General features: G+C 69.0%; 22 protein-coding genes and 1 pseudogene. 15 read left to right on the top strand and 8 right to left on the bottom strand.

What is annotated here, in order from left to right; genetic code table 11:
- Window positions 1–27: 27 nt before the first annotated feature.
- Window positions 28–978: an amino acid ABC transporter permease gene (locus ACZ6MZ_RS05230; RefSeq protein WP_384184166.1), complete on the top strand. Its 951-nt coding sequence runs from the start codon at window positions 28–30 to the stop codon at window positions 976–978.
- A gap of 5 nt (window positions 979–983) precedes the next feature.
- Entirely contained in the window at window positions 984–1,736 is a 753-nt protein-coding gene (locus tag ACZ6MZ_RS05225; protein ID WP_384184230.1) for an amino acid ABC transporter ATP-binding protein, read from the top strand.
- 115 nt (window positions 1,737–1,851) lie between these two features.
- Here ACZ6MZ_RS05225 and ACZ6MZ_RS05220 read toward each other — a convergent pair whose 3' ends face one another.
- Window positions 1,852–2,625 carry a class I SAM-dependent methyltransferase gene (locus ACZ6MZ_RS05220; RefSeq protein WP_469349926.1) on the bottom strand — a complete coding sequence of 258 codons (774 nt, stop codon included), beginning with the start codon at window positions 2,623–2,625 and terminating at the stop codon, window positions 1,852–1,854.
- Window positions 2,626–2,703: 78 nt separating this feature from the next.
- On the opposite strand from ACZ6MZ_RS05220, the gene ACZ6MZ_RS05215 reads away from it, so the two are divergent.
- A complete protein-coding gene (locus ACZ6MZ_RS05215) occupies window positions 2,704–3,333 on the top strand; it encodes a CGNR zinc finger domain-containing protein (protein ID WP_384184160.1) in 630 nt (209 codons plus the stop codon).
- On the opposite strand, the gene sodX is transcribed toward ACZ6MZ_RS05215, so the two are convergent.
- Window positions 3,237–3,653: a nickel-type superoxide dismutase maturation protease gene (sodX, locus tag ACZ6MZ_RS05210; protein ID WP_384184157.1), complete on the bottom strand. Its 417-nt coding sequence runs from the start codon at window positions 3,651–3,653 to the stop codon at window positions 3,237–3,239. The genes ACZ6MZ_RS05215 and sodX overlap by 97 nt on opposite strands.
- Before the next feature lie 150 nt (window positions 3,654–3,803).
- On the opposite strand from sodX, the gene sodN reads away from it, so the two are divergent.
- A complete protein-coding gene (gene sodN, locus ACZ6MZ_RS05205; protein ID WP_030352782.1) occupies window positions 3,804–4,199 on the top strand; it encodes a superoxide dismutase, Ni in 396 nt (131 codons plus the stop codon).
- Window positions 4,200–4,529: 330 nt separating this feature from the next.
- Here sodN and ACZ6MZ_RS05200 read toward each other — a convergent pair whose 3' ends face one another.
- Together ACZ6MZ_RS05200 and ACZ6MZ_RS05195 are read right to left on the bottom strand one after the other, a co-directional pair.
- A complete protein-coding gene (locus ACZ6MZ_RS05200; RefSeq protein ID WP_469349924.1) occupies window positions 4,530–5,348 on the bottom strand; it encodes a class I SAM-dependent methyltransferase in 819 nt (272 codons plus the stop codon).
- Window positions 5,345–6,742: a helix-turn-helix domain-containing protein gene (locus ACZ6MZ_RS05195; RefSeq protein WP_469349922.1), complete on the bottom strand. Its 1,398-nt coding sequence runs from the start codon at window positions 6,740–6,742 to the stop codon at window positions 5,345–5,347. Before ACZ6MZ_RS05195 ends, ACZ6MZ_RS05200 begins: the two co-directional genes overlap by 4 nt.
- A gap of 44 nt (window positions 6,743–6,786) precedes the next feature.
- Between ACZ6MZ_RS05195 and ACZ6MZ_RS05190 the strand changes: the two genes are divergently transcribed.
- The 4 genes from ACZ6MZ_RS05190 to ACZ6MZ_RS05175 all read left to right on the top strand — a co-directional run bounded on the left by ACZ6MZ_RS05190 (window position 6,787) and on the right by ACZ6MZ_RS05175 (window position 9,972).
- A complete protein-coding gene (locus ACZ6MZ_RS05190; RefSeq protein ID WP_469349920.1) occupies window positions 6,787–7,287 on the top strand; it encodes an ATP-binding protein in 501 nt (166 codons plus the stop codon).
- Complete coding sequence (locus ACZ6MZ_RS05185; protein WP_469349918.1) at window positions 7,284–8,399, top strand: hypothetical protein; 1,116 nt, start codon at window positions 7,284–7,286, stop codon at window positions 8,397–8,399. The genes ACZ6MZ_RS05190 and ACZ6MZ_RS05185 overlap by 4 nt, the downstream gene beginning before the upstream one ends.
- The gene (locus ACZ6MZ_RS05180; RefSeq protein ID WP_469349916.1) at window positions 8,396–8,749 is read left to right on the top strand and encodes an ASCH domain-containing protein; all 354 of its coding nucleotides are present in this window, start codon (window positions 8,396–8,398) and stop codon (window positions 8,747–8,749) included. Before ACZ6MZ_RS05185 ends, ACZ6MZ_RS05180 begins: the two co-directional genes overlap by 4 nt.
- Before the next feature lie 128 nt (window positions 8,750–8,877).
- Window positions 8,878–9,972: a DUF4238 domain-containing protein gene (locus ACZ6MZ_RS05175; protein WP_469349914.1), complete on the top strand. Its 1,095-nt coding sequence runs from the start codon at window positions 8,878–8,880 to the stop codon at window positions 9,970–9,972.
- Window positions 9,973–10,056: 84 nt separating this feature from the next.
- Here the strand turns inward: ACZ6MZ_RS05175 and ACZ6MZ_RS05170 are convergent, their stop codons facing one another.
- Complete coding sequence (locus ACZ6MZ_RS05170; protein ID WP_469349912.1) at window positions 10,057–11,238, bottom strand: hypothetical protein; 1,182 nt, start codon at window positions 11,236–11,238, stop codon at window positions 10,057–10,059.
- 89 nt (window positions 11,239–11,327) lie between these two features.
- Window positions 11,328–11,876 carry an FxLYD domain-containing protein gene (locus ACZ6MZ_RS05165; protein WP_469349910.1) on the bottom strand — a complete coding sequence of 183 codons (549 nt, stop codon included), beginning with the start codon at window positions 11,874–11,876 and terminating at the stop codon, window positions 11,328–11,330.
- A 156-nt stretch (window positions 11,877–12,032) separates the two neighbouring features.
- On the opposite strand from ACZ6MZ_RS05165, the gene ACZ6MZ_RS05160 reads away from it, so the two are divergent.
- The 3 genes from ACZ6MZ_RS05160 (at window position 12,033) to ACZ6MZ_RS05150 (ending at window position 17,957) form a co-directional block, all read left to right on the top strand.
- Window positions 12,033–12,431, top strand: a complete 399-nt coding sequence (locus ACZ6MZ_RS05160) for a Pepco domain-containing protein (RefSeq protein ID WP_469349907.1) — start codon at window positions 12,033–12,035, stop codon at window positions 12,429–12,431.
- A 16-nt stretch (window positions 12,432–12,447) separates the two neighbouring features.
- The gene (locus tag ACZ6MZ_RS05155; RefSeq protein ID WP_469349905.1) at window positions 12,448–17,199 is read left to right on the top strand and encodes a wHTH domain-containing protein; all 4,752 of its coding nucleotides are present in this window, start codon (window positions 12,448–12,450) and stop codon (window positions 17,197–17,199) included.
- A gap of 119 nt (window positions 17,200–17,318) precedes the next feature.
- A complete protein-coding gene (locus tag ACZ6MZ_RS05150) occupies window positions 17,319–17,957 on the top strand; it encodes a DUF4097 family beta strand repeat-containing protein (RefSeq protein ID WP_469350378.1) in 639 nt (212 codons plus the stop codon).
- An 80-nt stretch (window positions 17,958–18,037) separates the two neighbouring features.
- On the opposite strand, the gene ACZ6MZ_RS05145 is transcribed toward ACZ6MZ_RS05150, so the two are convergent.
- Window positions 18,038–18,508 (bottom strand): hypothetical protein, encoded by a 471-nt coding sequence (locus ACZ6MZ_RS05145; RefSeq protein WP_469349903.1) that lies wholly within the window; start codon window positions 18,506–18,508, stop codon window positions 18,038–18,040.
- Window positions 18,509–18,724: 216 nt separating this feature from the next.
- Between ACZ6MZ_RS05145 and ACZ6MZ_RS05140 the strand changes: the two genes are divergently transcribed.
- Both ACZ6MZ_RS05140 and ACZ6MZ_RS05135 read left to right on the top strand, forming a co-directional pair.
- Window positions 18,725–19,681, top strand: coding sequence for an SDR family NAD(P)-dependent oxidoreductase (locus tag ACZ6MZ_RS05140; RefSeq protein ID WP_469349901.1), 957 nt, complete (start codon window positions 18,725–18,727; stop codon window positions 19,679–19,681).
- Between the two features lie 28 nt (window positions 19,682–19,709).
- Window positions 19,710–20,614: pseudogene (locus ACZ6MZ_RS05135) on the top strand (amidohydrolase family protein); the annotation flags it as partial.
- 73 nt (window positions 20,615–20,687) lie between these two features.
- Here ACZ6MZ_RS05135 and ACZ6MZ_RS05130 read toward each other — a convergent pair.
- Complete coding sequence (locus ACZ6MZ_RS05130) at window positions 20,688–21,674, bottom strand: LysR family transcriptional regulator (RefSeq protein WP_469349899.1); 987 nt, start codon at window positions 21,672–21,674, stop codon at window positions 20,688–20,690.
- 189 nt (window positions 21,675–21,863) lie between these two features.
- Between ACZ6MZ_RS05130 and snpA the strand changes: the two genes are divergently transcribed.
- On the top strand, window positions 21,864–22,526 hold the full coding sequence (gene snpA, locus ACZ6MZ_RS05125) for a snapalysin (RefSeq protein ID WP_469349897.1): 663 nt from the start codon (window positions 21,864–21,866) through the stop codon (window positions 22,524–22,526).
- 150 nt (window positions 22,527–22,676) lie between these two features.
- On the top strand, window positions 22,677–23,372 hold the full coding sequence (locus ACZ6MZ_RS05120) for a hypothetical protein (RefSeq protein ID WP_469349895.1): 696 nt from the start codon (window positions 22,677–22,679) through the stop codon (window positions 23,370–23,372).
- Window positions 23,373–23,583: the final 211 nt, after the last annotated feature.

The following is a 23,583-nucleotide window of genomic DNA, read 5'->3' as shown; positions in this document are numbered from 1 at the left end:
CGCTCCCGGCTCTGAAAGGCAGCATCCGTGACTGTTGAGATCAACAAGTCGGACGGGCCCGAGGACGCACCCCGGGACGCGCCGAGCATCCCACCGGAGTCCATCAAGGCCATTCCGGTGCGGCACTACGGGCGGTACGTGTCCGCGGTCGTCGCCATCGGGGTGCTGGTCGCGCTCGTCTACGCCTTCGCGCAGGGCGATGTGAACTGGGCCGCCATCCCGGACTACTTCTTCGACGGCCAGATACTCACGGGCGTCAAGAATACGGTGATCATCACGGTCCTCGCGATGATCCTCGGCGTGGTGCTCGGCATCGTGCTGGCGGTGATGCGGCTCTCGAAGAACCCGGTGACCTCCGCCATCGCGTGGTTCTACATCTGGTTCTTCCGCGGCACGCCCGTCTATGTGCAGCTGCTCGTCTGGTTCAACCTGGGCATCGTCTTCGAGTACATCAACCTCGGGCCGATCTACAAGGACGAGTGGTCGTCCTTCATGACCCCGTTCCTGTGCGCGCTGCTGGGCCTCGGCCTCAACGAGGCGGCGTACATGGCGGAGATCTGCCGGGCCGGCCTCCAGTCGGTCGACGAGGGCCAGACCGAGGCGGCGCACGCACTGGGCATGAGCCATGCCAAGACGCTGCGCCGGATCGTCGTACCGCAGGCCATGCGGGTGATCGTGCCGCCCACGGGCAACGAGGTCATCAACATGCTCAAGACCTCGTCGCTGGCGGTGGCCGTGCAGTACACCGAGCTGCTGCGGGCCACGCAGAATGTGGCGCAGACGTCGGGTGCCGCGGTGGAGATGCTCTTCCTGGCGGCGGTCTGGTACATCATCCTGACGTCGGTGCTCAGCCTCGGCCAGTACTACCTGGAGCGTCACTACGCGCGCGGGTCGAGCCGCAGCCTGCCGCCGACGCCGTTCCAGCGCATCAGAGTCAATGTGCTGTCCCTCGGCCGGCCCAAGGGAGGCATGGCATGACCCAGATGGTGAAGGCCGAGGGCGTCCACAAGTCCTTCGGCGCCGCCCACATCCTCAAGGGCATCGACCTGGAGGTCGCGCCGCGTGAGGTGTTCTGTCTGATCGGCCCGTCCGGCTCGGGAAAGTCGACCTTCCTGCGGTGCATCAACCACCTGGAGAAGGTCAACGCCGGCCGGCTGTCGGTCGACGGCGAGCTGGTCGGCTACCGCCAGAAGGGCGACAAGCTGTACGAGCTCAAGGACAGCGAGGTCGCCAGGAAGCGCCGGGACATCGGCATGGTCTTCCAGCGCTTCAATCTCTTCCCGCACCTGACGGCGATCGAGAACATCATGGAGGCGCCGGTCCAGGTCCGGGGCGAGGCGAAGGCCGTGGCCCGTGCCCGCGCCGAACGGCTGCTGGACCGGGTCGGCCTGGCCGACAAGGCGGCCAACTATCCGTCGCAGCTCTCCGGCGGCCAGCAGCAGCGGGTGGCCATCGCGCGTGCGCTGGCCATGGAGCCGAAGCTGATGCTCTTCGACGAGCCGACGTCGGCGCTCGACCCGGAGCTGGTGGGTGATGTCCTCGACGTCATGCGCGACCTGGCACAGGACGGCATGACGATGATCGTGGTCACGCACGAGATGGGCTTCGCGCGTGAGGTGGGCGACGCGCTGGTCTTCATGGACGACGGTGTGGTGGTCGAGTCCGGCCACCCGCGTGACGTACTGACGAACCCGCAGCACGACCGGACGAAGTCGTTCCTGTCGAAGGTGCTGTAGGGGTGCTGTGAGAGCGTTCAGGGGCGGTACGGACGGGTCCGTACCGCCCCTGACGTATGCGCGGTGCTCGCTTCAGCGCTTACTTCAACGCTCGCTTCAGTGCTTGCTCAGGTGCTTACTTCAACGCGAGGACGACGGAGTCGGAGGGCGAGGACCAGACTGCCCGCGCCTCGCCGAAGCCGGCCTCGCGCAGCGTCCGCGCGTGCCAGTCCACGGACGGCGTGTCGCCGTCGGCGTGTTCGCCATAGATCGCGAAGCGCTCGGCGGTCGGCCCGGCGAGGACCGGATCCTTGCCCGCCAGATCCCACCAGTCCGCCCAGTCGAGAGCGCCGGCGGCCTTGGCGCGGTCCATGGCGGCGTGCCGGTGGGCGCGCTCGACCGCGTTGATGCGTGGGGTGCTCCCGTCCTTCATGTGGTCGGCGTTCATGAAGACGCCCCCGTCCCTGACCAGCCCGGCGAGCTGTCCGTACAGCGCCGTCAGCGGCTCGCTGTGCAGCCAGTGCAGGGCGGTGGCGGTGAGCACGGCGTCGTACGAGGTGTACGGCAGCCGCTCCACCCAGCCCGGGTCCTTCAGGTCGGCGGTCACGAAGCTCACGCGCTCGTCCCCGGCGAAATACCCGCGGGCGATGGCGAGAAGGGCCGGATCGAGGTCCACGCCGGTGCTGGTGGCGCCGGGAAACCGGCGGAACAGCCGGTCCGTGATGCTCCCCGTACCGCACGCGAGATCCAGCACCCGCGGCTCGGGGCCGGCCACGGCCTCAACCATGTCCAGCATCACCCGGAAGCGCTCCTCGCGGTCCGGCATGTACCACTCCTGCTGGCGGTCCCAGCTCTCCTGCCAGGCCCGCCAGTCGGTGCCGGCCGCCGTACCGGTCCCGGTCTCCGACATGGAACCCCTCCTCCGTAATACCCTAGAAGCACGATCAGCTATTACGTCGACTCTAGACCGCTGCCGTAAGGACTACAAGTGGAATTGGCCTCTTACTCGGACTCTGCCGTACGCCTGGTCAACACCGAGGAACCGGCCCGCGGCACGGACACCCTGACCTCGGTCGAGGCCGTCCGTGCCCTCTTCGGCGCAAGCTCCCAGGCGGCACGCCGCGCCACCGACGCGGATGTCACCCGCTTCCGGTCGGTACGGGCCAGGCTGCGCGCGGTCTTCACCGCCGCCGACTCGGGCGAGGCCACCCAGGCGGTGGACCTGCTCAACTCCCTGCTGCTGGAGTTCCCGGTCAGCCCGCAGATCTCCGGCCATGACTTCCTCGACGACGAAGGCCATCCGCGCTGGCACCTGCACCTCGCGGACCACCCCTCCAACGCGACGGCGGGATACGCCGCGACCGCCGCGATGGGCCTCGCGTTCCATCTGACGGAGCACGGCGTCGACCGGCTCGGCCTGTGCCAGGCGGCGCCGTGCCGAAACGCCTACCTCGACACCTCCACCAACCGCTCCCGGCGCTACTGCTCGGACCGCTGCGCGACCCGCGCCAATGTCGCCGCCTACCGGGCCCGCAAACGCCTGGAGACCGAGCGCTCGGCCCGCACCGGACGCAGCGCCGACACCAGCCACGAGACCACCGCGCGCGCCGACCGCTGATCGCCGAGCGGCCGGTACCGGGCCCTGACCCGCCCCAGCAGCAGTTCCTCGGGCACGGCGCCGAACACCCGGCTGTCCCCCTCGGCCCCCGGATTGTCCCCGAGCACCCACCACCCCCCGTCGCGCCGCTCCACCAGCCGCTTCACGATGAGCAGGTCCTGCTGCAACGGATGCTTCAGCACCGCCACATCGCCCGCCTTCACCGGAGCCCGGTACTGCACCAGCAGCTGATCGCCATGTTTGAGCGTCGGATACATGGACGGACCCCTCACCTCAGCGATCCCCAGCCGCGCTCCGGGCTCCCGCCCGTGCTCCGTCATCCGGCACCTCCCGGTCTCACGGTACGTTCCGCCACCAGTCCCATATTCACCCCGGACTTTTGTCCTAAGCCCTAGGGGGCACTCGCGAAAACAGGCTTCTCACGGAGTAATGTCCCACCTGAGAAGACGATCACGAGGAAGGACAGCTCCATGCTTTCCCGCCTGTTTGCCCCCAAGGTGAAGGTCAGCGCTCACTGCGACCTCCCCTGCGGTGTCTACGACCCCGCTCAGGCCCGCATCGAGGCCGAGTCGGTCAAGGCCGTCCAGGAGAAGATGCAGGGCAACGACGACGCCCACTTCCAGGCGCGCGCGACAGTCATCAAGGAGCAGCGCGCCGAGCTCGCCAAGCACCATGTCTCAGTGCTGTGGAGCGACTACTTCAAGCCGCCGCACTTCGAGAAGTACCCCGAGCTGCACCAGCTGGTCAACGACACCCTGAAGGCGCTGTCGACCGCGAAGGGCTCGAAGGACCCGGCGACGGGCCAGAAGGCTCTGGACTACATCGCCCAGATCGACAAGATCTTCTGGGAGACCAAGAAGGCCTGACCTGCGGTCACATCCCCCGCAGCGCCCACCCGCCCGCACCCGGCCCGCAGACCTCCCCACCCGGAGCCCCTGCCGGACCGGGTGCGGTCGTCTTCGCCCGGCAAAGGTGTGCATGGGTCCGCAGCGTGATGACGGCACGGCGGCCACGCGCCCGAAGACAAGCTGGACCTGCTTGCCGCTCAGGCGGATCGCCGTCCAGGCGAGCATGGGAAGCGCGCAGGCGAAGCGCCCGTACCGACACGCCGTCACGCCCACACCGCAGCCATTGCCCACGACGGTGAGCGATCGGCCTACGGAACGCGGTCGATAACGCTAGCCGAGTCACAGCTCTCAGCGACGGCAGACGAGGACGCCTCCGAGGCACGTGATCTCGAAGGCCCCGTGCTGGGCGATGTGATCGACGAGGATGGTGCGGGCCCTCTCGATCGTGGCATCGAAGGGCACGTCGTGCTGGTCCGCCCAGGCCCTGTAGGAGGCCATGTGCGCGATGACCGGCTCAGGATCGTCGACCGTGATCGTGCCGGGCAGTTCCATCGTCTCCACCCGCCCGAACTCCTCGCCCAGAAAGGCCGGGGCCTTCTCCAGGGAGAAGCGGGCGCTGAGCGAGATCCGGGCGGGACCATGGTCGATGCCGAGGACATCGCCGGCGGCCCGCTGCCAGAGGTCGTCGAGTTCCGCCTTGTCCCGGTCGCTGTTGGTGGAGGCGATCACCAGCCCATCACGGGCAACGACGCGGGAAAGCTCCCTGACCGCTTGGGCGATGTCGGAGACGTGATAAAGCATGTGCAGCGCCAGGGCGGCATCGACACTCTCGGTGGCCAGCGGCAGGCGGGTGGCGTCTGCCACGGCGACTGGGCCTGGGACGCCGGCAAGGATGCCGGGGGCGATGTCGAGGCCGAGCAAGGTCAGATCGGGCCGGTCGTCGCGGAGTCGCTGGATGAACTTGCCGTTGCCGCAGCCGATGTCGACGACCCGCCCGCGTACGTCGCCCAGCCGCTCGGCGACGATGCCGGGGAGGTCGTACCGGGGTGTCTGCCACCTGTAGAGCGACTGCCGGGCGGCCAGATCCCGGTCTCCGTTGTAGGCGCTGCCCACCAAACGGGTCCGGTCGGTGACGGCGGCATCGTGGGCAGCGGACAGGTCGGTCACGTCGGCAACTCCGTTGGGTGGGCGGCGGGCAGGGACGCACGGACGGCCGTGTGCTGGAGTCGTTCACGCAGGTGCACCGCCTGCGTGGCACCACCGTACTGCGGCCCTCCCAGCTCCCGCCCGAGAGCGGTGAGCCGGCGCACGATACTGGCCGACATGCGCTCCGGCGAGGCCCCGAGGACGAAGCCGAGCATCTCCTCGGTACCGTCCAGGTCGCCAAGGAGCAAGTGTCCGCGAGCGAGGTCGAGGTGCGCGGCGAACAGGTCACCGACGGACTGATCGTCCCCGTCCGCGCCGCGATAGAGGCGAATCGCCGTCTCCGCGCTGACGATGGCCCGCTGAACGTGCTCCTGCCCGCCCACGGCCAAGAGGGTCGTTCCCGCGTAAGCAAACTGCTTGGCGGCTGGGAAGTCGAAGATTCCCGGCACCTCGTCCCGACCTGAGATCGCCTCACGGGAGCGTTCGGCGTCCGACAGGGCGGCTAGCGCGCCTGCCGAGTCGCCGGCTATCGCCAACGCCCGTGCCTCCAGACTCGCCAGGCGAGCGCAGATGCTGCCACTCGCCCTGTGCCGCCGGCCGACCTGAGCCAGCTGGGCCGCCTGCTCGTACCGTCCGGTCCAATAAGCGATCAGTGACTCCACGGCGCGTACCCAGGCCAGCATCCCCTCGTGCCCGGCCGCCTCGGCGCAGGCGCGTGCAGTGCGGGCATGGGTGGCGGCGGAGTCGTAAGCGCCGAGGTCGAGGCAGACGTGCGCGCACAGGCCGCAGAGGCGAGCGGCGGAGAGGTAGAGATCGGTGGTCTGCCGGGGGTGTTGGCGCCCGCGCAGCAGCTCGAACACCCCGTCTCGTAAGCGCTTGATCTCCACGTACTGCTCCATCAGCGGGTGGCTGACGTACGTGCGGGCGAGCCGGCCGACGTCCGCCTCCAGTTGCTCGATGACAAGTTCGTCAGCGTTGCGCTGCGCGATGAACCGGACGAACTCGGCCGACCGCACCGCGTCCTCCGACAGTGGATCTCCATGAATCCGGGAGTCCTCGGGCGACGGCGCAGACACCCCGATCTCGACCTTGGCAGCGCCGGCTCCGTCCCGCCGCCTCTTGCTGATGGCGACAGCCTGGTCGAGCAACACGACATCGATACCGAAGACCTGCGCCAAGTGCTTCCGAGCGTAGGGAATCGGGATCCGTGCTTCGCGCTCGTACCGCCCGATCTCCTTGCCGGTCTTCGCTGAGCGCCCCTCCAGGACGTTGTACTCGTCGGCGACCCTCTGCTGGCTCCAGCCGCGCTCGGTGCGCAACCGGACGAGCAAGGCGCCGATCCCGGTGTCGCCCATGCCGTCCCCCAGAAACACGTGACCTCTGGCCCCCATAGTGGCCCCGGCGTTGGCCCCCATTCTGGCTCCCGACCCAAATGAGTTAAGACGCTTTGCTGTTGGCCATGGCAAGCAGACTCGCCACCGAGGCGACAGACCCCCGGCCGGAACTTCTTCCGGCCGCTGGCCGGCACCGCACCATGCTCTTCCCACGCCGCCGGACCACGCCGCGCACCGCTCGCAATTTCGTTGTCGCCACGCTGACCGAGTGGAACGAGACCAGCCGCCTCGACGACATGCGACCGTGCACGTCAGAGCTCGTCACCAACGCCGTGCTTCACGGGGCGCCGGTGGGGCGCCTGATCCTCGTGCGTGTCGACTCCCTCGATGACCAGTTACGCATCGAGGTCCACGACGCTGGCGACGACACCCCGACCCAGCGCGTTCCCGAGGAGTCCGCTGTCGACGGCCGCGGCCTGCTGATCGTCTCGACGACTGCCGACAACTGGGGCGTGAAGGAGCGGACGGGCCCCGGAAAGTGCGTCTGGGCCGCATTCGACCGCGACGAGAGCGGGGCCGCACCTATGCCGCCCCGCGGTACCGGACCCCAAGGGGACATCACATGACCACGCACCCCGTCTCGCCGAACACCGTCCTCGCCAACGCCCTCCTCCACGCCGAGGACGTACTGACCCCGCGTATCCTCGCCAGCCCGCCCGAGCGGATTGTGCTGGTCGTCGGCACCCAGATCAACGGCGCCCCGCACATCGGCACCTCGCTCGTGCAGTCCCTGGCCTTCGCCATGGCGGCCCGGCTGCGCGACCGCTTCGACCTCCCAACCGAGGTGCTCTTCAGCGCCCTCGACAACGCCCCGTACGAACTGGCCACAGACCCGGCCAGTGGCCACAGCTACCAGCGCGCCTACGCCCAAGCCATCGGAGAACAGGCCCTGAACGACCTCGTCTCCGCCCTCTACCAACCCCTCTTCACCACCCTGTCCCGACGACTGGGTATCCCGCACCGCATCGAGACGTACACCCAGCAGCAAGCCGGCGAGCACTACCGCCGCACCTGGCTCCGCCTCCTCCCCCGCCTCGACGCCGCCCGCTGGTGGCTCGCCCCCTCCACCGGCACCCCGCACCTCCGCGTCCCCTGCCCGCACCCCGGATGCGGCTGGGCCGAGAAGCACGCCGAACACACCCGAGCCCACCTCGCCGCCCCCGAGTCGGCAGCAGTATCCGCCGTCTGCCTCCACCACGGCTCGTACGAGGTCAACATCACGCCCACCGCCGACGCATACCTGGACCTGGCCACCCTGTACCGCAACCTGGTCAAGGAACTCACCCTGACCACCGCCACCAACACCCTCCACGTCATGGTCAAGGGCGGCGACTGGGTCTTCGGCTCCCACCTCGTGGACGAGGCCCTCCAGGCCGTGGGCCTCACCCGCGCCCAGCTCCCGGCCCGGCTGTTCTGCCCCCAGGTCGTGACCGACACCGGTGCCAAACTGTCGAAATCCCTCATACGAGAAGGACACGCCCCATTGCCCGAGGGAGCCGCCCCCTGGATGCTCGACACCCGGCAGTGGCCTGGCACTGTCACCCAGTACGCCGACCAGCTGCTCGCCATGGCCGAGATCCTGCTCTCCGACCCCCGCCACTTCTTCCGCTCGTACTCGGCCGCCGAGATCGGCCGCCTGATGACCGAACCGTCCCCCAGGAGCGTTCACTCCCGATGACCGACACGACCGCCCGCGTCCGCGAGCTCAACCTCTACCGCCAGTACTTCGAGCTCGTCGCCGCGGGCACCAAGACCATCGAGGTGCGGGTCAAGTACCCGCACCTCGCCGACCTCGCCGCCGGCGACACCATCCGCTTCCGCATCAAGGGCACCGACGAGACCTGCGACGTCGAAGTCCTCCGCGTCACCGAGTACCCCGACTTCGAGGCCCTCCTCGACGGCGAAGGCCCGTCCAACGTCAACCCGACCACCCCCCGCGACCAGCAACTCGCCAACATCCGCACGATCTACGGCCCCGAAAAGGAGGCCCTCGGCGCCCTCGCCATCCAGATCGAGCGCTCCCAGTAGACAGATCCCAAGCGTGTGTTAGCGAAGGCAGTGGGTTCGTCCCCCGGTCTCACTCTCGTAGGTGTGGCACGATCCTCACTCACATCCCACCTCCCATTCACTTCACTTAACTAGACCCAGGGGAAGGCTTGACCAACCGAGTTAGACGACAGCACACCGTCTCCAGGTTCTACTTGAACGGCTTCGCAGACGACGCGGGGAGAATTCGCCGAGTTTCGCTTCCTGGCGACCGCTCGCCCGTTCTTTCGACCGGCGACGCGAGCGTAATTAAGGACTTCTACACGGTAACGCTTCCTGATGGCTCCTTGTCGGACTTCTTCGAGAAGGCCTTCAGTAAAATCGAAGGCTCTGCCGCCGAAGCGTTGAAGCATATCCTCTCCGGGACTTGGCCGATCCAAGGCGAACATCGGAAATCTTTCGCCAAGTGGATTGCGCTGCAGCACCTAAGAGCGGAGCAGATACGACAAAATCAGAAGAATCACAACGCCGAAATAATCCGACTCCTCATCGGAGTCTCCGGGAAAGAGGCGCTGCGCTCACGTATTCAGGAGGCCGAGGCACGGCTTGTTTCCGATGAGGAGCTGGACATTGAGTGGCGCGACCTGACCAAACCAGGCGGACCCGACATGGCCGCCGACGCTAACGACCACATCCGGTTGCTGACGAATCTCCTACCCAGCACCTCTGCCTACCTCAACGACTGCCAGTGGACGCTTTACAAATTCACCCTACGCTCCATCATTACATCCGATCACCCAGTTTCACTTGCCGTCGCCCCCGATTATCCCTCATGGCAGGGAGTGGGCATTTTTACGGCCGACCTATTCTTGATTCCGCTCAGCCGTCGTTGCGCCCTCACGATCCAACCGAAAAACCTCCGGGAGGGTGCAGGGATCCCTGACTTCACCGTTTCGGGATCGACGAAGATTGCACGAAGCATTAACCAGGAAACAGCCATGGGGGCTCGGAAGTACATATACCAACACCCCAAGGAATCACCACTTCAAGGAATCCACCTCCCCCAGCCTGCGACGCACGACCGGCCTTCGATGTCCAACACTGACGGGCTTATCCGCGAAGAAGGGCTCTTTAGTAATATTCCGAAATCAACTCTGCGGGCCATGTCGGAGGCAACCCCTCCGGGAGATCGGGGAAATGGAATGACAATCGACGACCTGCCTTGGCCGATCCCTGGCCGCCGCCGACCAGCTGCTGACAAGTGAGACCAGCAGCCGTCCGGAAGATGTGACTCCCCCCGTTCGCTCGCGGTCTAGCGCCAGTCCGCACACAGTCCGCAGGACACCAAATCAAGACCGTCGCACCGGGCCGGGTGCGGTCGTCTTTGCCGGGCCCGTCGTAGACGCGAGCTTCCGCAGGAACTCCGCGCTGGCCGCGGTGTCGTGGTTGAGGGTCACGGAGTGGTGTGGAAGTGCGGCGAGGCGGTCGGCCACGGCCGCGCGGACGTCGGGTCGTCCGCCGCCGTCAATGCCACGGGAGAGGCCGAAGATGTCGGGGTAGCGGTCCTCGGTCTTTCCGCTCATGAAGTCGTGTTCGCTCAGCGTGCGACCTCCGTCGGCGATGCCAGGCACGGCGTCGGGTTGGATCTGGGGGAAGAGCAGGGTGGCGGCTTCTCCGCCGGTGGCCAGCCGCACGCCGAACCAGTCCGGGAACTGGTCGGGGAAGACCTGCACCTTCATCTCCCGCTTCCCGTCAGGCTCCCACAACGGTTGCCTACGGCCGGCGAGCAGCGCGTCGGTGACCTGCTGGTGCTGGGTGGGGTGCAGGTGTTGTCCGGCCTTGAGACGCTCACCGGCCAGGTCGAACCAGCCCAGGGCGTCGAGCAGGCCGAGGCCCAGCGCGGCGGCGGAGGGCCAGGGCAGTACGTCGATCCGGTCGGCGGTGGGCCGTACGAAGACGCGGTCGTTGGCGAGCAGGGACCATCCGCGCTGGGCGAGCAGCAGGGCGGTGGTGGTTTTGCCGGCGCCCTTGGAGCCGAAGGTGAGGACGGTCGCCCGGTCGCTGTCGCGGACGACGGCGGAGGAGTGCAGTACGGCCCATCCGTCGCCCAGGAGTTGCCCGCGGATGTTCTCCCGCGCGAGCCGGGCGGCCGCGAGTGCCACCGGCTCGGCCCGGCGCCCGGCGAGGGTCAGCCGGCCGGTCGCGGGGTTGGAGCGGTAGGCCAGTCCCTCTTCGGGCGATACGGCGACCAGGTCGTCGCCGTCATGGGCCACGCGGGTGGCGGCCTTGGCGAAGAAGACGTCCTCGTGGTCACGCCCGTCGTTCACCAGCCCCGCCAGTTCCGCGTACGCGGTCTCGTCGACATCGGCGGCGACGACCGGCCCGGTGGAGATGCCCTGCGTGGGTACGTCGGCGGCGTTCCACCAGGGGCCGAAGTACCGCCGGGCCCAGTCCGTGACCTCACGGGCGTTGCTCTGCACGGTCACAGTCGCGTCGGCGGCCTGGATGTGGGTGCCGGTGAGGGTGTTCACGTGGTCCTCTCATCGATCACATGCGGTGATTCTCGGCCTGGCGGGGCCGGCGCGGTGGAGGCGTCACGCAGCCGGGCGCCGGACAGGGGCTAGCGGGAGGGGTATCTCATTACCTTTGTCACCTTGCACGCGACCTTGCCCGAGACCTGGTCGAGTCCCTGGGCCTTTTCTTTGGCCGTTTGGCCCGCCGCCAGGTTGCTGGTGGCGGCCATTCCCTCGCCGAGGCGGGTGCCGGCAGCGTCTACGAACTCCACGGATACGACGTAATTGGCCTTCGCCTCGGTCGAGTTCGTTATCTCCAGGTCGGCCGCTGGCCACATCGTCAGGCCGTTCACCTCGCAGCCCGTGACCTTCACATCCTCGGCCGACGGCTCGGCGCGCTGCGGCGTCTGCGTGGGCGGCGAGGAGCGCTCCTTCCACGGTGAGTCCCCGGCGGCGGAGACCAGCGCGCCGAGCAGCACGAGCAGCACCAGCGCGCCCGCCACCGACAAGGTGACGATCAGGGCGACCGGGGTCTTCTTCGGCGGTGGCGGGGGCGGCCCCCATCCCGGGCCCGGACGGTCCCACCGCTGCGGCGGCGGGGACTGTGGCCCCCACTGGGGCCGCTGCCCGTGCGGCGGCGGATACGGACTCGACACGAGGGCCCCCCGGAAGTGTGGAATGTGCCGTTCACCGTACGGGCGGCGGCGCGTGTTGACGCCCCCGCGTCGCCGATCCGTTACGCCGGACAGCCGCCGCCCCCGGGCGGTCTTATGATGTGTCAGCTTCCGCACCGCAGGCACATTGGGGGGACCATGTTCCGGAGCAGTCAGGAAAGCGGCACCGACACCGAGGCGCCCGTACCGCCCGTACCGCCCGCACCCGTACCGCCCGTACAAACCTTGTCCTTCCTGGTGTCGATCGACGACACCGCGCCGCCGAGTTCGAGCGCGGGTGACAAGGGGATCTTCCGCCGCGGCGGCGAGGAGGGATCCATCCGGGACATCCCGGTGGCGGTGCTGCGGGACAATCTCCAGCGCGCGGTGAACGGTCTCCAGCAGGTGATCGGCGAGATCACGGTGCCGGAGGGCGGAATGCCGCTCATGCAGGCCCAGGTCTCCTTCGAGGTGACGGCCGGCGGAGGGATCGCTCTGGTGGGCACCTCGGCCCAGGTGGCGGCCAAGGGCGCCATCACGCTGACCTTCGGCTCGTAGCGGACCGCATCGCGCCATGAGCGAATCGTTTCGCGCCCTGCTGATCGGTGTGCCGTACTACCGCGACCAGGACATCAACGACCTGCCGTTCATCGAGGACGACCTCGCCGAGCTGTCCGAAGCGCTGGACGCTGCTGGGTACGAGGTCGCCACCCATGACGTCCAGGAGACCGATCTCGACAGCATCGACTCGGCGGTCGAGAGCTTCTTCCAGGACGCCCGCGACGGCGAGACGCTGCTGCTCTATCTCAGTGGGCATGGCATCCACCACAACAATGTCGACTATCTGGTGCCCCGCGGCGCGAGAACCAGCTCCCACGATTTCCGCCGCCGATGCCTGTCCCTCGACTTCGGCAGCTATGTCGAGCGCAGCCGTGCCGGAAACGTCGTCGTCTTCGTCGACGCCTGCCGTGAGGGCATCACCCTGCGGGACATGGCCGCCTCCAACACCGCGGGCTGGTCGCAGATGCAGGTGCGGCAGACCGGGGAGCGGCAGTACTGCCATGTGTACGCGTGCTCGCCCGGCGAGCGTGCCCGCTACACCACGTCGGGGACCAGCACCTTCAGTCTGTTCTCCCGAGCGCTCAGCGGCCTGGTGGCCGACGAGATGGGCCCCGGCACGCTCGATGAGGTGAAGGAGCAGCTCCAGAGCGCCGTCGACGCGCTGACCGCCGAGCACGGCTGCCCGCGGCAGCAGGTGCGGGTGAGAACCGAGACCGACCTCGACAGCTTCGTCGTCTTCGAGCGGCCGGAGCGCCTCAGCGAACACCCCGACCAGCACATCTGGTCGGTGCTGCTCAGGGAACACCCCGTATGGAAGCTGGTGGAGGACGGTCCCGGCGCCCAGACGCTCCAAGAGGCCAGCGCCGCGCTCGTCGGCCGGCTCAGCCACTCCAGCGACAAGGACGACCGTCTTCTGAAGGCCGATCCCTGGCGTCCCGTCGGGTTCGCCGAGCGGATGACCGACCGGCTCAGCTGGCTGCTCTCCAAGGTGCTCAATCCCGAGAAGCTGGCGTTGTCCCCGGCCGAGGCGGCTCTGCTGGCCGTCACCCCGTTCCTCTGTACGGCCTACCGGAACCGCGCGGCCGCCCGGGCGCTGACGGTCGAGCCGGAGAACCTCGCCCGGGCGGCGAAGCCGTCCGAAGAGCGGGCACGCTACGAGCGGTTCTTCGCCGGCCAGTCCAGGCTGGTACGCCGCGCGGGGCGCGCCGCCGATACAGGTGACACCGCCGGGGCCTCGGGGATCGGATGGTGGCTGTTCCACCGCTGGCTGGCCCTCCAGCCTCACGAGCACCGCGACGACACCCTGACGGAGCTGACCTGTGGTGCGGCCTCCCTCGGGAGCGGTCTGCCGACCGCCGACGGCCGGCTGATCGCCGAAGTCTTCGGGGCGGAGCGCCTGTTGCCGCTGCTGCGCGCCCTGCAGATGGCGCCCGACCCGCGCAAGGCACGGCCGGTGAGCCAGCTGGCCGGCACCACGCCGGTCGAACAGCGCGTCCGCGAGCAGCTCCTCGTCGCCCTGCTGACCGTGGCCCACCGGCTGGCGATCGACCCGACGATGCTGCCGGACGTGGTGGTGGACCACCTCGGGATCAGATACGCCGTGGACCTCGCGGAGCTGCACGAGACCCTCAGAACGGCCCGGTGGGATCCGCGCGGGCGCACCCGGGTCCTGCACGCCGCGTGCCGGCACCCGGCCGTCGGGCTGTCGCTTCAGCAGCAGGCCGCCTCTCTCGACGCGCTTCTGGGCGCCATCGACGTACACGCCGCCGCAGAACCGCAGTTGGCTCCGCTGCAAGATCTTCCGGTGCACGCCACCGCCGACCAGGTGCAGGCCGCGGCCACCGCGGCCGGAACGCCCGCGTACGAGTCCACCGACCTCCGCTTCCGTCTCGCGGACGACCGGATCCAGGAACTCCTGATGGGCGAACAGCTCTACGGTGACCCCGCGCTGGCCATCCGTGAGCTCTACCAGAACGCGCTGGACGCCTGTCGCTACCGCGAGGCGCGTACCGACTTCCTGCGACGCCGGTATACCTACCCCTCCGACTGGTCGGGCAGGATCACCTTCACCCAGGGGCAGGAGGACGGCCGGGCCTATATCGACTGCACGGACAACGGCATCGGTATGGGAGAGCGGGAGCTGCGCGAAGTCTTCTCACACGCCGGCATGCGCTTCGCCGACCTTCCCGAGTACGTGGAAGAGCAGGCGGCCTGGCAGGCCGAGGGCATCCACCTGCACCCCAACAGCCGGTTCGGTATCGGGGTGCTCAGCTATTTCATGATCGCGGACGACATCACGGTGACCACCTGCCGGCTGGACGCCGACGGTCATCCGGGCCGCCGCCTGCAGGTGGACATCGCCGGGCCGGGCGCCCTCTTCTACATCCGTGACCTCGGCCGTGGCCACGACGCGGGAACCACGGTCCGCCTCTACCTCCGGGCGCAGGACACGGTTCCGTCGTGTACGGATCTGCTGCGGCGTCTGCTGTGGATCTCCGACTACGCCGTGACCGCGACCGACTCCGCCGACAAGCTCAGTTGGTCCCCAGGGGTCCTCTCCCCGGTGGCTCCGCTCGGATCAGAGGATCCGCACGCGGAGGAGGCCGTGCGCGAGGAGGACGTCCAGGTCGACGCGACCTCGCGAGCGGACGTCTGGTGGTGCAGCGGGCCCGGCGGGGTGCTGTCCGACGGGGTGTGGGCGGGCATTCCGCTCTTCGGCGCCGTGGTCAGCCTCACCGGCCGTTACGCGCCCCAGCTGACCGTGGACCGCAGGCGGGCGCTGAGCCATGACGAGACCCATGTCACCGACCTGCTGCGGCAGGAGATCCCCGCGCTGCTGAGGGACGGCGCGAAGGTGCTGAGCCACAACTGGCTGTCCCGTCTGGCCCAGCACGGACCGGGGTTGGCCGACGCAGTGTTCACCCAGGCCATCACGGCACGTCTCAGCCCCTGGACCGTCAGGGGACACGAGGCGATGGTGACCGCGGTGGGGTGTTTTACCAACGACGACACTCTCTTCGAGCCCCGCTCCTCGACGGCCTGGCCGGTCCCTTCCCGCAATGGCCCGGAGTTTCCCGATCTGCTGTCCGAATGGCGTTTGCTGGCGTGGGCCAAGTCCGGAGCGTTTCCCGGAGTCTCGGTGGTGACTCCTGACGCTGTCCCCCTGGCGCGTCCCACGGACGCTGCCCTCCTGCAAAACACAACCGACAGGCCCGCTCGTAAATCAACCGATCCCTATCGAGGGCGCGGACCCACCTGGCTGCTCCCTGGCAAACCGGTGCCACTCGGCCACATTGTGAGCGTTGCCCGTACCACCGGACGCACCCCGGCCGACGTGGCCGCGCGCCTCACGGAACTCGACCACCAGCTCTCTCCCCACGCCGTATTCCCCGACAAGGCCCGAGCGGAGGACCTTCTCATCCTCAGCCGCGACCTGGACGGCGAGCCGCCGTGGCTGACCGACGACCCGCCCGTGCCACTCGGCCACGTTCTCAGCGCTGCCCGACACAGTGGACGCACCCCGGCCGATGTGGCCGGGCGGCTCACGGAACTCGGCTACCACCTCTCCCCCTCTGCCGCGTTTCACGACCGCGCGGAAACCAGGGACATCTCCCTGCTCAGAATTGACCAGCGCAGTGACGTGACCTGGCTGGCCGACGACCGACCCGTGCCACTCGGTCACCTTCTCGATGTCGCCTACACCGGCGGACGCACCCCGGCCGATGTGGCCGGGCGGCTCACGGAACTCGGCCATCAGCTCTCATTCGGCGCCGTACTCCCCGACGATGCCCGACCGACCGACGCCCTCATCCTCAGCCGCGACCTGGACGGCAGAAGTCCCTGGCTGACCGCGGACACGGCTGTGTCACTCGGCCACGTCATAGGGGCGGCATCCGGGGTCGGAGGCAGTCCGGCGAACGTGGCCGAGCGGCTCACGGAACTCGGCTACCTGCTCTCACTCGACGCGGTGTTCCACGACCATGCGGAAGCCGACGACGCCCTCCTCCTCAGCCGCAACCTGGATCGGGCAAACCCCTGGCTGGTCATCGACGAGCCGGTACCACTCGGTCACGTGTTAGGGACAGCGGCTTTCACCGAACGCAGTCCGGCGGATGTGGCCAAACGCCTCGTGGAACTCGGCTACCAGCTCTCACCCGACGCCGTATTCGACGACCGCACCAACGCCAACGACACCCTCCTCGTCAACCGCCATCTGGACAGGGAAAGTCCATGGCTGGTCGCGAACGGCCCCGTGCCTCTGGGTGATGTGCTGGAAGAAGCCATGGCCACCGGCCGGACTCCGGCCGAAGTCGCGGAGCATCTGACGAGACTCGGCTACCGGCTGTCACCCAACGCCGTAATCCCGGATGTCACGAAGCCCGATGACATCCTTCTCCTCAGTGCCGATCTCGACCGGGAGCCGCCGTGGCTGGAGCCCGGGGAGCCGCTGCCGCTCGGGCATGTCCTCAACGCGGCCACCCGTACCGGACGCAGCCCCGCCGAGGTGGCGGCGCACCTCGCCGGGTTCGGGTACCACCTCCCGGGCAACACCCCCGTACCCCCCACCGCAGGTCGCGACGACTGGCATCTTCTCAGCCTCAGCAACGGCAGTGGCGGCCCATGGCTGCGCGCCGACGCACCTGTGTCCCTCAGTCACATTCTGCGGGCGGCCGCCGCGAACAAGCGGCGTCCGGCCGAGGTGGCCGCGCGCCTCACGGAGCTCGGCTACACGCTTCCTTCTACGGTGACCTTCGAGCCGGTGTAGAGGCCGTAGTGACCGGAACGGCAACCTGGCCGTACCGCTCGGCGTCCTACCCCCCGTCGCCCTGACGTCCTTGGCGACCGGGCCCGGACCCTCACTCCGACAAGGAATGCGACGTGACCATGAACCACAAGAACCTGATCAGCACCGCCGCCGCCACCGCCGCCGCCGTACTGCTCGTGGGCTGCGGGTCCTCCGGCAAGGGGGGCGACGAGAGCACGTCGAGTTCCTCGTACGAGGTCACGGAGAAGGCCACGTTACTCACCCTCGACAACAAGGGCGGCAGCGTCGACATCACCGCCTCCGACCGGAGCACCGTCAAGGTGACCGAGGAGCGGAGTGACAACGGCGACAAGCCGAAGACGGCGCACTCCGTCACCAGCGGCGAGCTCCGGCTCACCAACAGTGGCTGCGACTCGGGGAGCTGCGACGTGGACTACCGCATCGAGATCCCCCGCACCCTGGCGGTGAAGATCTCGACCGCCGGCGGCACCATCACCGGCGACGGCCTGGCCGCCGACACGGGCATCAGCGCCGAAGGCGGTGACGTGACCGTCGCGTTCTCCGCGGCGCCCGATTCGATCGACGCCTCCACCGCCGGGGGCGATGTGACGGTCACCGTGCCGGACGGCTCGTACGCCGTGGACGCCACCACCGCCGGGGGCAGCCGCACGGTCAAGGTCACCAACGACGCCGCCTCCGCACACAAGATCAAGGCGCGCAGCGAAGGCGGCGATGTGACCGTGCGGTCGGCGTCGTAAGCACCACCGTCGGCGGGCCGCCGCCGTCCCGGTCCCGGACGGCGGACCGCCGTCCGGGACGGACCGGCCTGCGAGCCGCGTCAGCCGTTCTGAAGAGGTTCCGCCTGTGCGGGCGGGGCCGGCAGTTCGGACAGGACAATCGCGCTGGACGGTACGGCACGCCGTAGTTCGAGTAATCGGGAGAGCGCGTCGTACAGCGCCTCCTCGGTCATGTACGCCTCGCGCGCCAGTGCGAGGCGGGCCCGGACCTCCACGTCCTGCCAGGCGTACCGCCTGCGAAGGTTGGCCAGCTGCCGCGCTTCGGCCCGGAGAAATGCCGCCCCGGCGGAGAAGCCCGCGGCGAGCAGGGCAAGAACCGCAGCCGGTACCCGCGCATCGGGCGAGGCGAGGCCGGCGGCCCCGGACACCGCGGCGAGTACGGCAGCGGGGAAACCCAGCACCAGGTGGGTGGCGTTCCAGAATTTCCCTCGCCGCTGCGCCCGGCGCGCGCCGATGCCGGCTTCGACGGCGATCTTCTCCACTTCTCCGGCCAGATGACGCATCTGAGACATGTCGCGGCTCTGTTCCTCAAGGCCGCCACTTTCCTGTTCCGTCACATTCCCCCTGCCGATCGGCGACATCACAACGGCCTTCTCGCCTCGCCACCGAAAGGCACGAGCACGCGGCCGCCGTCGAGTCCGAGACAGCAGGAATACCACTCGATCCCGGCCGCGAGAAGTCGTGGCCGGGATTGTCTTGGAGTGCCCTCTAATCTGTAGGTTCGGTGCATGACCACTCAACAGCGCAAGATCAATTCCGGGTTCGGAGCGCGCAGCACCACGAGTGACGTACTCCGGAATATCGACCTGTCCGGACAACTCGCGATCGTGACCGGTGGCTATTCGGGACTCGGCCTGGAGACGACGCGCGCGCTCGCCGGGGCGGGGGCGCACGTCGTCGTCCCCGCGCGACGCCGCGCTACCGCCCAGGAGGCGGTTGGCGGAATCGACGGCGTGGAGGTGGAGGAGCTGGACCTGACGGACTTGGCGAGCCGGGCCCTGGCCGAACGGTTCCTCGCCTCGGGCCGTGCTGTCGATCTGATGATCAACAATGCGGGGATCATGGCCAGCCCGGAAACGCGTGTCGGCCCCGGCTGGGAGGCCCAGTTCGCCACCAATCATCTCGGTCACTACGCGCTGGTGAACCGGCTGTGGCCGGCGATCGAGCGTGGGGGCGGGCGCGTGGTGTCGGTCTCTTCCAACGGGCACCAGCTCTCGGATATTCGCTGGGACGACGTGCACTTCGCGCACGGCTACGACAAGTGGCAGGCCTATGGACAGGCGAAGACGGCCAACGCCTTGTTCGCCCTGCGCCTGGACGAGCTGGGGCGGGACGCCGGGGTACGGGCCTTCTCGCTGCACCCGGGCACGATCGCCACGCAGCTGGGCCGCTACATGTCCCAGGAAGAGCTGGCCGAGCTCACGGAGACCATCGGCGCCAGTCCGACGAACAGCGGCTGGAAGACGCCCGAGGAGGGCGCGGCCACACAGGTGTGGGCAGCGACCTCTCCCCAACTGGACGGCATGGGCGGGGTGTACTGCGAGGACTGCGACATCGCCGAGCCCGCCGCCGAGGGCACAGTCCTGGGCAGCGGCGTGAGCGCGTGGGCCGCCGATCCGGACCGGGCCGCGCGGTTGTGGAAGCTGTCGGCGGAACTCACCGGAGTCGACGCCTTCACCCCGTGAGCACGGTCCGCGCGTCTTCCCCGGCGCCGAACTCGTCGTCGACGGCGGCTGGTTGCTGCCGGGGCTGGTCAATGTGCGCACCCACCCCGGGGGGAATCGGCCGAGGACCGTTCGACGACACGGTGCGTCCTGCTCGTCCGTACGCCCGGCACCGGCGCGCGCATGCCGGACTGGGTGGACAAGGACGAGGAGCTGCCCCGCGTACGCTCCGCCGGACGTTGGCTCGCGACACCCGGCCGGTTCTTCCCGGGCCTGGGACGTGACGTCCGTAAGGACGAACTGCCCGCCGCGGCCGTCGAGGAGGCCGCCGCCGGCTGGTGCAAGGTGATCGGCGACTGGCGGTGGGACGAGCCCGCCGTACCGCTGGACCTGCTCACCGAGACCGTACGGGCCGTCCACACGGCGGGCGGCAGGGTCGCCGTGCACTGCCAGACCGCGGAGGGCAGCCGCAACGCCGTGCTCGCCGGGGCGGACAGTCTGGAGCACGGGATGCATCTCGACCGGGAGCTGCTGGACCGGATGGCCGCACAGGGTACGGCGCTGGTGCCCACGCTGAGCGTTTTCGCGTCGGACGCGGAGAGGCGTTACGCGAGCGAGCCCGGCGCCCGCCGCGACAACTGGATCACCGGCTGGGAGTCGATGCCCGGTACGGTACGGGCCGCGTACGAGGCGGGCGTGACGGTCCTCGCCGGCACCGACAGCTACCCGTGCGGCACGGTCGCCGGCGAATCGGCCTGGCTCGCCCGCGCCGGGCTCCCCCCGGAAGCGGCCCTGGGTGCCGCGTCCTGGACGGCCCGCGCCTGGCTGGGACTTCCGGGGCTCACCGAGGGCGCTCCGGCGGACCTCGTGGCGTACGACTCCGACCCGGCCCTGGATCCCGCGGCGCTCGCCCACCCGAGCCGGATCATCCTCCGGGGCCGGGTCGTGGCGTGACGGGCCTCGCGGTCTGACGAGCCTCGTGGCCTGACGGGCCGGGCACGGGGCGCACCCCCGGGCCGCGTCCCGCTCAGGCCGCCGGAGCGTGCAGCAGCGGGCTCTTGTGGCGCGTCAGCCACTGGCGGTAGTCGACCGCCCGCAGGGCCGCCTCCCGGTACGCGTCCTCCAGATCCCCGTACACCTCCGCGCCCGTCGACCCGTCAAGGACCGTGGCGCCGTCCTCGCGCCCGCCCGGCCGCGAGAACAGCAGCAGCCGCACCGCCAGCGGATCGTCGCGCAGCGGCCGGAAAACGATGTCGTCGCGCGGGCCCGAGGTCGGCTGGCAGGGTGCGACCGCCTCGCCGACCGCTATCAGTGACGCCGCGGTGGAGTAATCCCCGTGCAGTACAGGCGGGTTGAGCCCCGCCGCGCCCAGCACTCGGCGCAGCCCGTCCCATTCGCCGTCCACCGTCGGGTCGATCATCCAGCGGTCGTCGGCGAGATCCGCGAGTTCCACGACGGGGCTCGCGGCCGCCGGATGGTCGCGGGCCATGGAGATGAACTGCGGTTCCCGCTCGACCAGTACCCGTCTCTCCAGTCCTTCGGGCACGATCAGCGGGCAGCCCTCGACCTCGTGCACGAAGGCCACATCGAGCTGGCCCGAGGCGACCGACCGCAGCAGCGCGTTGGCGGAGACGTCCATATGAAGCGAGATGTCCGTGCCGGGCAGTCTGCGTCTGAGCCGGCGCAGCCAGCCGGCGAGCGCGCGGCTCGCCGTGGAGCCGATCCGCAGCCGCGGCCCGCCGGCCCGGTCGGCCGACGCCCGCGCCTCGGTGACCAGCGTGTCCATGCCGGAGACGAGCGAACGGGCCCGGCTCAGTACCGAGCGCCCCAGCGGGGTCGGCCGGCAGCCGGTGCGTTCGCGGGTGAAAAGCTCCGCACCCAGCGAGTTCTCGATACGCCGCAGCTGGGTCGTCAGGGACGGCTGGCTCATCCCCAGCCGTCGGGCCGCTTTATGCAGACTTCCCGTATCGGCAATGGCACATAGGGCACGCAGATGCCTCACCTCCAGCTCCATGCCCCGAGAGTAGAGCGGGCTTCTGAACCGCACCAGGTCCGCAAATCGCAGTAATTGGCTTGCATTCGAAGAAAGTCGCCCAGGGTGATGCGCTGGTGTTATCGGCCACTGACATCATCCGCCCCGGGGCGAACTCCCAGAGACTCTGCGGTACCGAACCCGTTCAGCGGACGAGTAGGAGCCCCCCACATGCGACACCCCAAGACGGTGATTTCCGCAATTTGCGGTATTGGCCTGGCATTTGCGACCGCGTTCACTGTCGCGCCCACCGCCACCGCCGGCACCAGCGCTGCCCCCACCAGCGCCGCTGCCACCTCGTACGCCGCCTACGACGGCTCGAAGGCGGAGGCCGCCGGAAACAAGGCCTTCTTCGAGGCCGTCATGAAGTCGGTCGCCAAGAAGCGCGCCGCCAACCCGGGCGCCCTGGCCGTCACGGTCGTCTACGACGCCTCCCAGGCGCCGAGCTTCGCCAGCCAGATAGCCAGCAGCACGTCCATCTGGAACAGCTCCGTCGCCAACGTGAAGCTGCAGTCCGGCGGCAACGCCGACTTCGCGTACTACGAGGGCAACGACTCGCGTGGCTCGTACGCGAGCACCAACGGTCACGGCCAGGGCTACATCTTCCTGGACTACGCGCAGAACCAGCAGTACAACTCGACGCGGGTCACCGCGCACGAGACGGGCCACGTGCTCGGCCTCCCGGACCACTACACCGGTCCGTGCAGCGAGCTGATGTCCGGCGGCGGTCCTGGCACGTCCTGCCAGAACAGCCAGCCGAACGCGCAGGAGGCCGCCCAGGTCAACGCCCTGTGGGCGAACGGCATCGCGGCCGCGCTGGCCAAGGTCTCCTGAACCCCGGGGTCTTCTGACCTCTCGTACGGAGAACACACGCACGAAGAGCACAGGCACGAAGAGCACACGCACCACAGCGGTCCGGCAGGGGCGCCCCGTCATCGCACGACGGGGCGCCCCTCGCCCTGTCCCCCTTGGTAACGTCTCTCGGTGGACTTCAGTACGGAGATCGGCGCGTCGCCCCGGCGCGATCTCGGCCGGACCATCGAGGGCGATTTCGAGACACATCTGACGGTACGGGCCGACCGCGCGGACACGGTCGCGTCGCTCGGCGACTGGGCCGCCGCCCAGGGGCTCAAGCTCACCCATATCGTCCTGGACCGCGGCCGTACCCCGTCGCAGCCGATGCTCACCCTGCGGGGTACGGGCACCCTCGACGGACAGCGCCGCGCCGCGGAGCAGTGCGCCGAACGCCTCGCGGAGGCAGGATTCGCCGTCGTACGGACGAAGATCGAGGCGGCGCCCTGGAACGACGGCGTGCCGCAGACCGACGCCGAGGCCGCGACGCTTCCCGCGCACTGCCATTTCGAGCACCACATCAAACTGCGGCTGCCCATCCCGTACGACGCGAAACGGCTGGCCGCCGTCGCGGAGCAGCACACCGCGCATGTCTCGCGCAACGCCCGCCGGGTGCTGTCCGGCGGGGTCCAGGAGCGCTTTGTGACCCAGCGCGCCCGGGGCGTCGGCAGGCCGGCCGCACGCGCCCGGCTGGACGCGCTGCTCGACGGACTCGACGCGGCCGGGTTCCAACCGGTCGACATCGAGGAGGAGTTCGTCCTCCATGACGATCATCCGGCGATGGACATCGGCTGGATAGAGGAGTCGGTGGAGCAGCCGGACGCGTGAGGGGCGAAGGCCCCGGGCCGGGGCCGACGCTGCCGGCCCGCCGGGGCCCGGGTGTCCTAGGCCCTGTCTGACACATCCCGTCTGGCTCACGGCGCCTGGCACGCGCACTCGCTGCGTTGTCGGAGTCATCCAAGTACGTCCAGTACGAGGATGATCCTCCGCCTTGCGATTGCACGCACCAGACCCCGCGAGCCCCGCCCTCCGGGCGGAC

The sequence above is a fragment of the Streptomyces sp. NPDC042201 genome, assembly GCF_055582185.1.
Note: the sequence above shows the minus strand (reverse complement) of the source record. Positions and strands in the feature narration are given on the sequence as shown.

Bases quoted from the DNA above. Each gene is read 5' to 3' on its own strand.
- ACZ6MZ_RS05190 (WP_469349920.1), top strand. From the start codon at position 6,787: ATGGCAAGCAGACTCGCCACCGAGGCGACAGACCCCCGGCCGGAACTT.
- ACZ6MZ_RS05195 (WP_469349922.1), bottom strand. From the start codon at position 6,742: ATGGGGGCCAACGCCGGGGCCACTATGGGGGCCAGAGGTCACGTGTTT.
- ACZ6MZ_RS05130 (WP_469349899.1), bottom strand. From the start codon at position 21,674: ATGGAGCTGGAGGTGAGGCATCTGCGTGCCCTATGTGCCATTGCCGAT.
- sodN (WP_030352782.1), top strand. From the start codon at position 3,804: ATGCTTTCCCGCCTGTTTGCCCCCAAGGTGAAGGTCAGCGCTCACTGC.
- ACZ6MZ_RS05140 (WP_469349901.1), top strand. From the start codon at position 18,725: ATGACCACTCAACAGCGCAAGATCAATTCCGGGTTCGGAGCGCGCAGC.
- ACZ6MZ_RS05180 (WP_469349916.1), top strand. From the start codon at position 8,396: ATGACCGACACGACCGCCCGCGTCCGCGAGCTCAACCTCTACCGCCAG.
- ACZ6MZ_RS05155 (WP_469349905.1), top strand. From the start codon at position 12,448: ATGAGCGAATCGTTTCGCGCCCTGCTGATCGGTGTGCCGTACTACCGC.
- ACZ6MZ_RS05150 (WP_469350378.1), top strand. From the start codon at position 17,319: ATGAACCACAAGAACCTGATCAGCACCGCCGCCGCCACCGCCGCCGCC.
- snpA (WP_469349897.1), top strand. From the start codon at position 21,864: ATGCGACACCCCAAGACGGTGATTTCCGCAATTTGCGGTATTGGCCTG.
- ACZ6MZ_RS05160 (WP_469349907.1), top strand. From the start codon at position 12,033: ATGTTCCGGAGCAGTCAGGAAAGCGGCACCGACACCGAGGCGCCCGTA.
- sodX (WP_384184157.1), bottom strand. From the start codon at position 3,653: ATGACGGAGCACGGGCGGGAGCCCGGAGCGCGGCTGGGGATCGCTGAG.
- ACZ6MZ_RS05185 (WP_469349918.1), top strand. From the start codon at position 7,284: ATGACCACGCACCCCGTCTCGCCGAACACCGTCCTCGCCAACGCCCTC.
- ACZ6MZ_RS05225 (WP_384184230.1), top strand. From the start codon at position 984: ATGGTGAAGGCCGAGGGCGTCCACAAGTCCTTCGGCGCCGCCCACATC.
- ACZ6MZ_RS05220 (WP_469349926.1), bottom strand. From the start codon at position 2,625: ATGTCGGAGACCGGGACCGGTACGGCGGCCGGCACCGACTGGCGGGCC.
- ACZ6MZ_RS05145 (WP_469349903.1), bottom strand. From the start codon at position 18,508: ATGTCTCAGATGCGTCATCTGGCCGGAGAAGTGGAGAAGATCGCCGTC.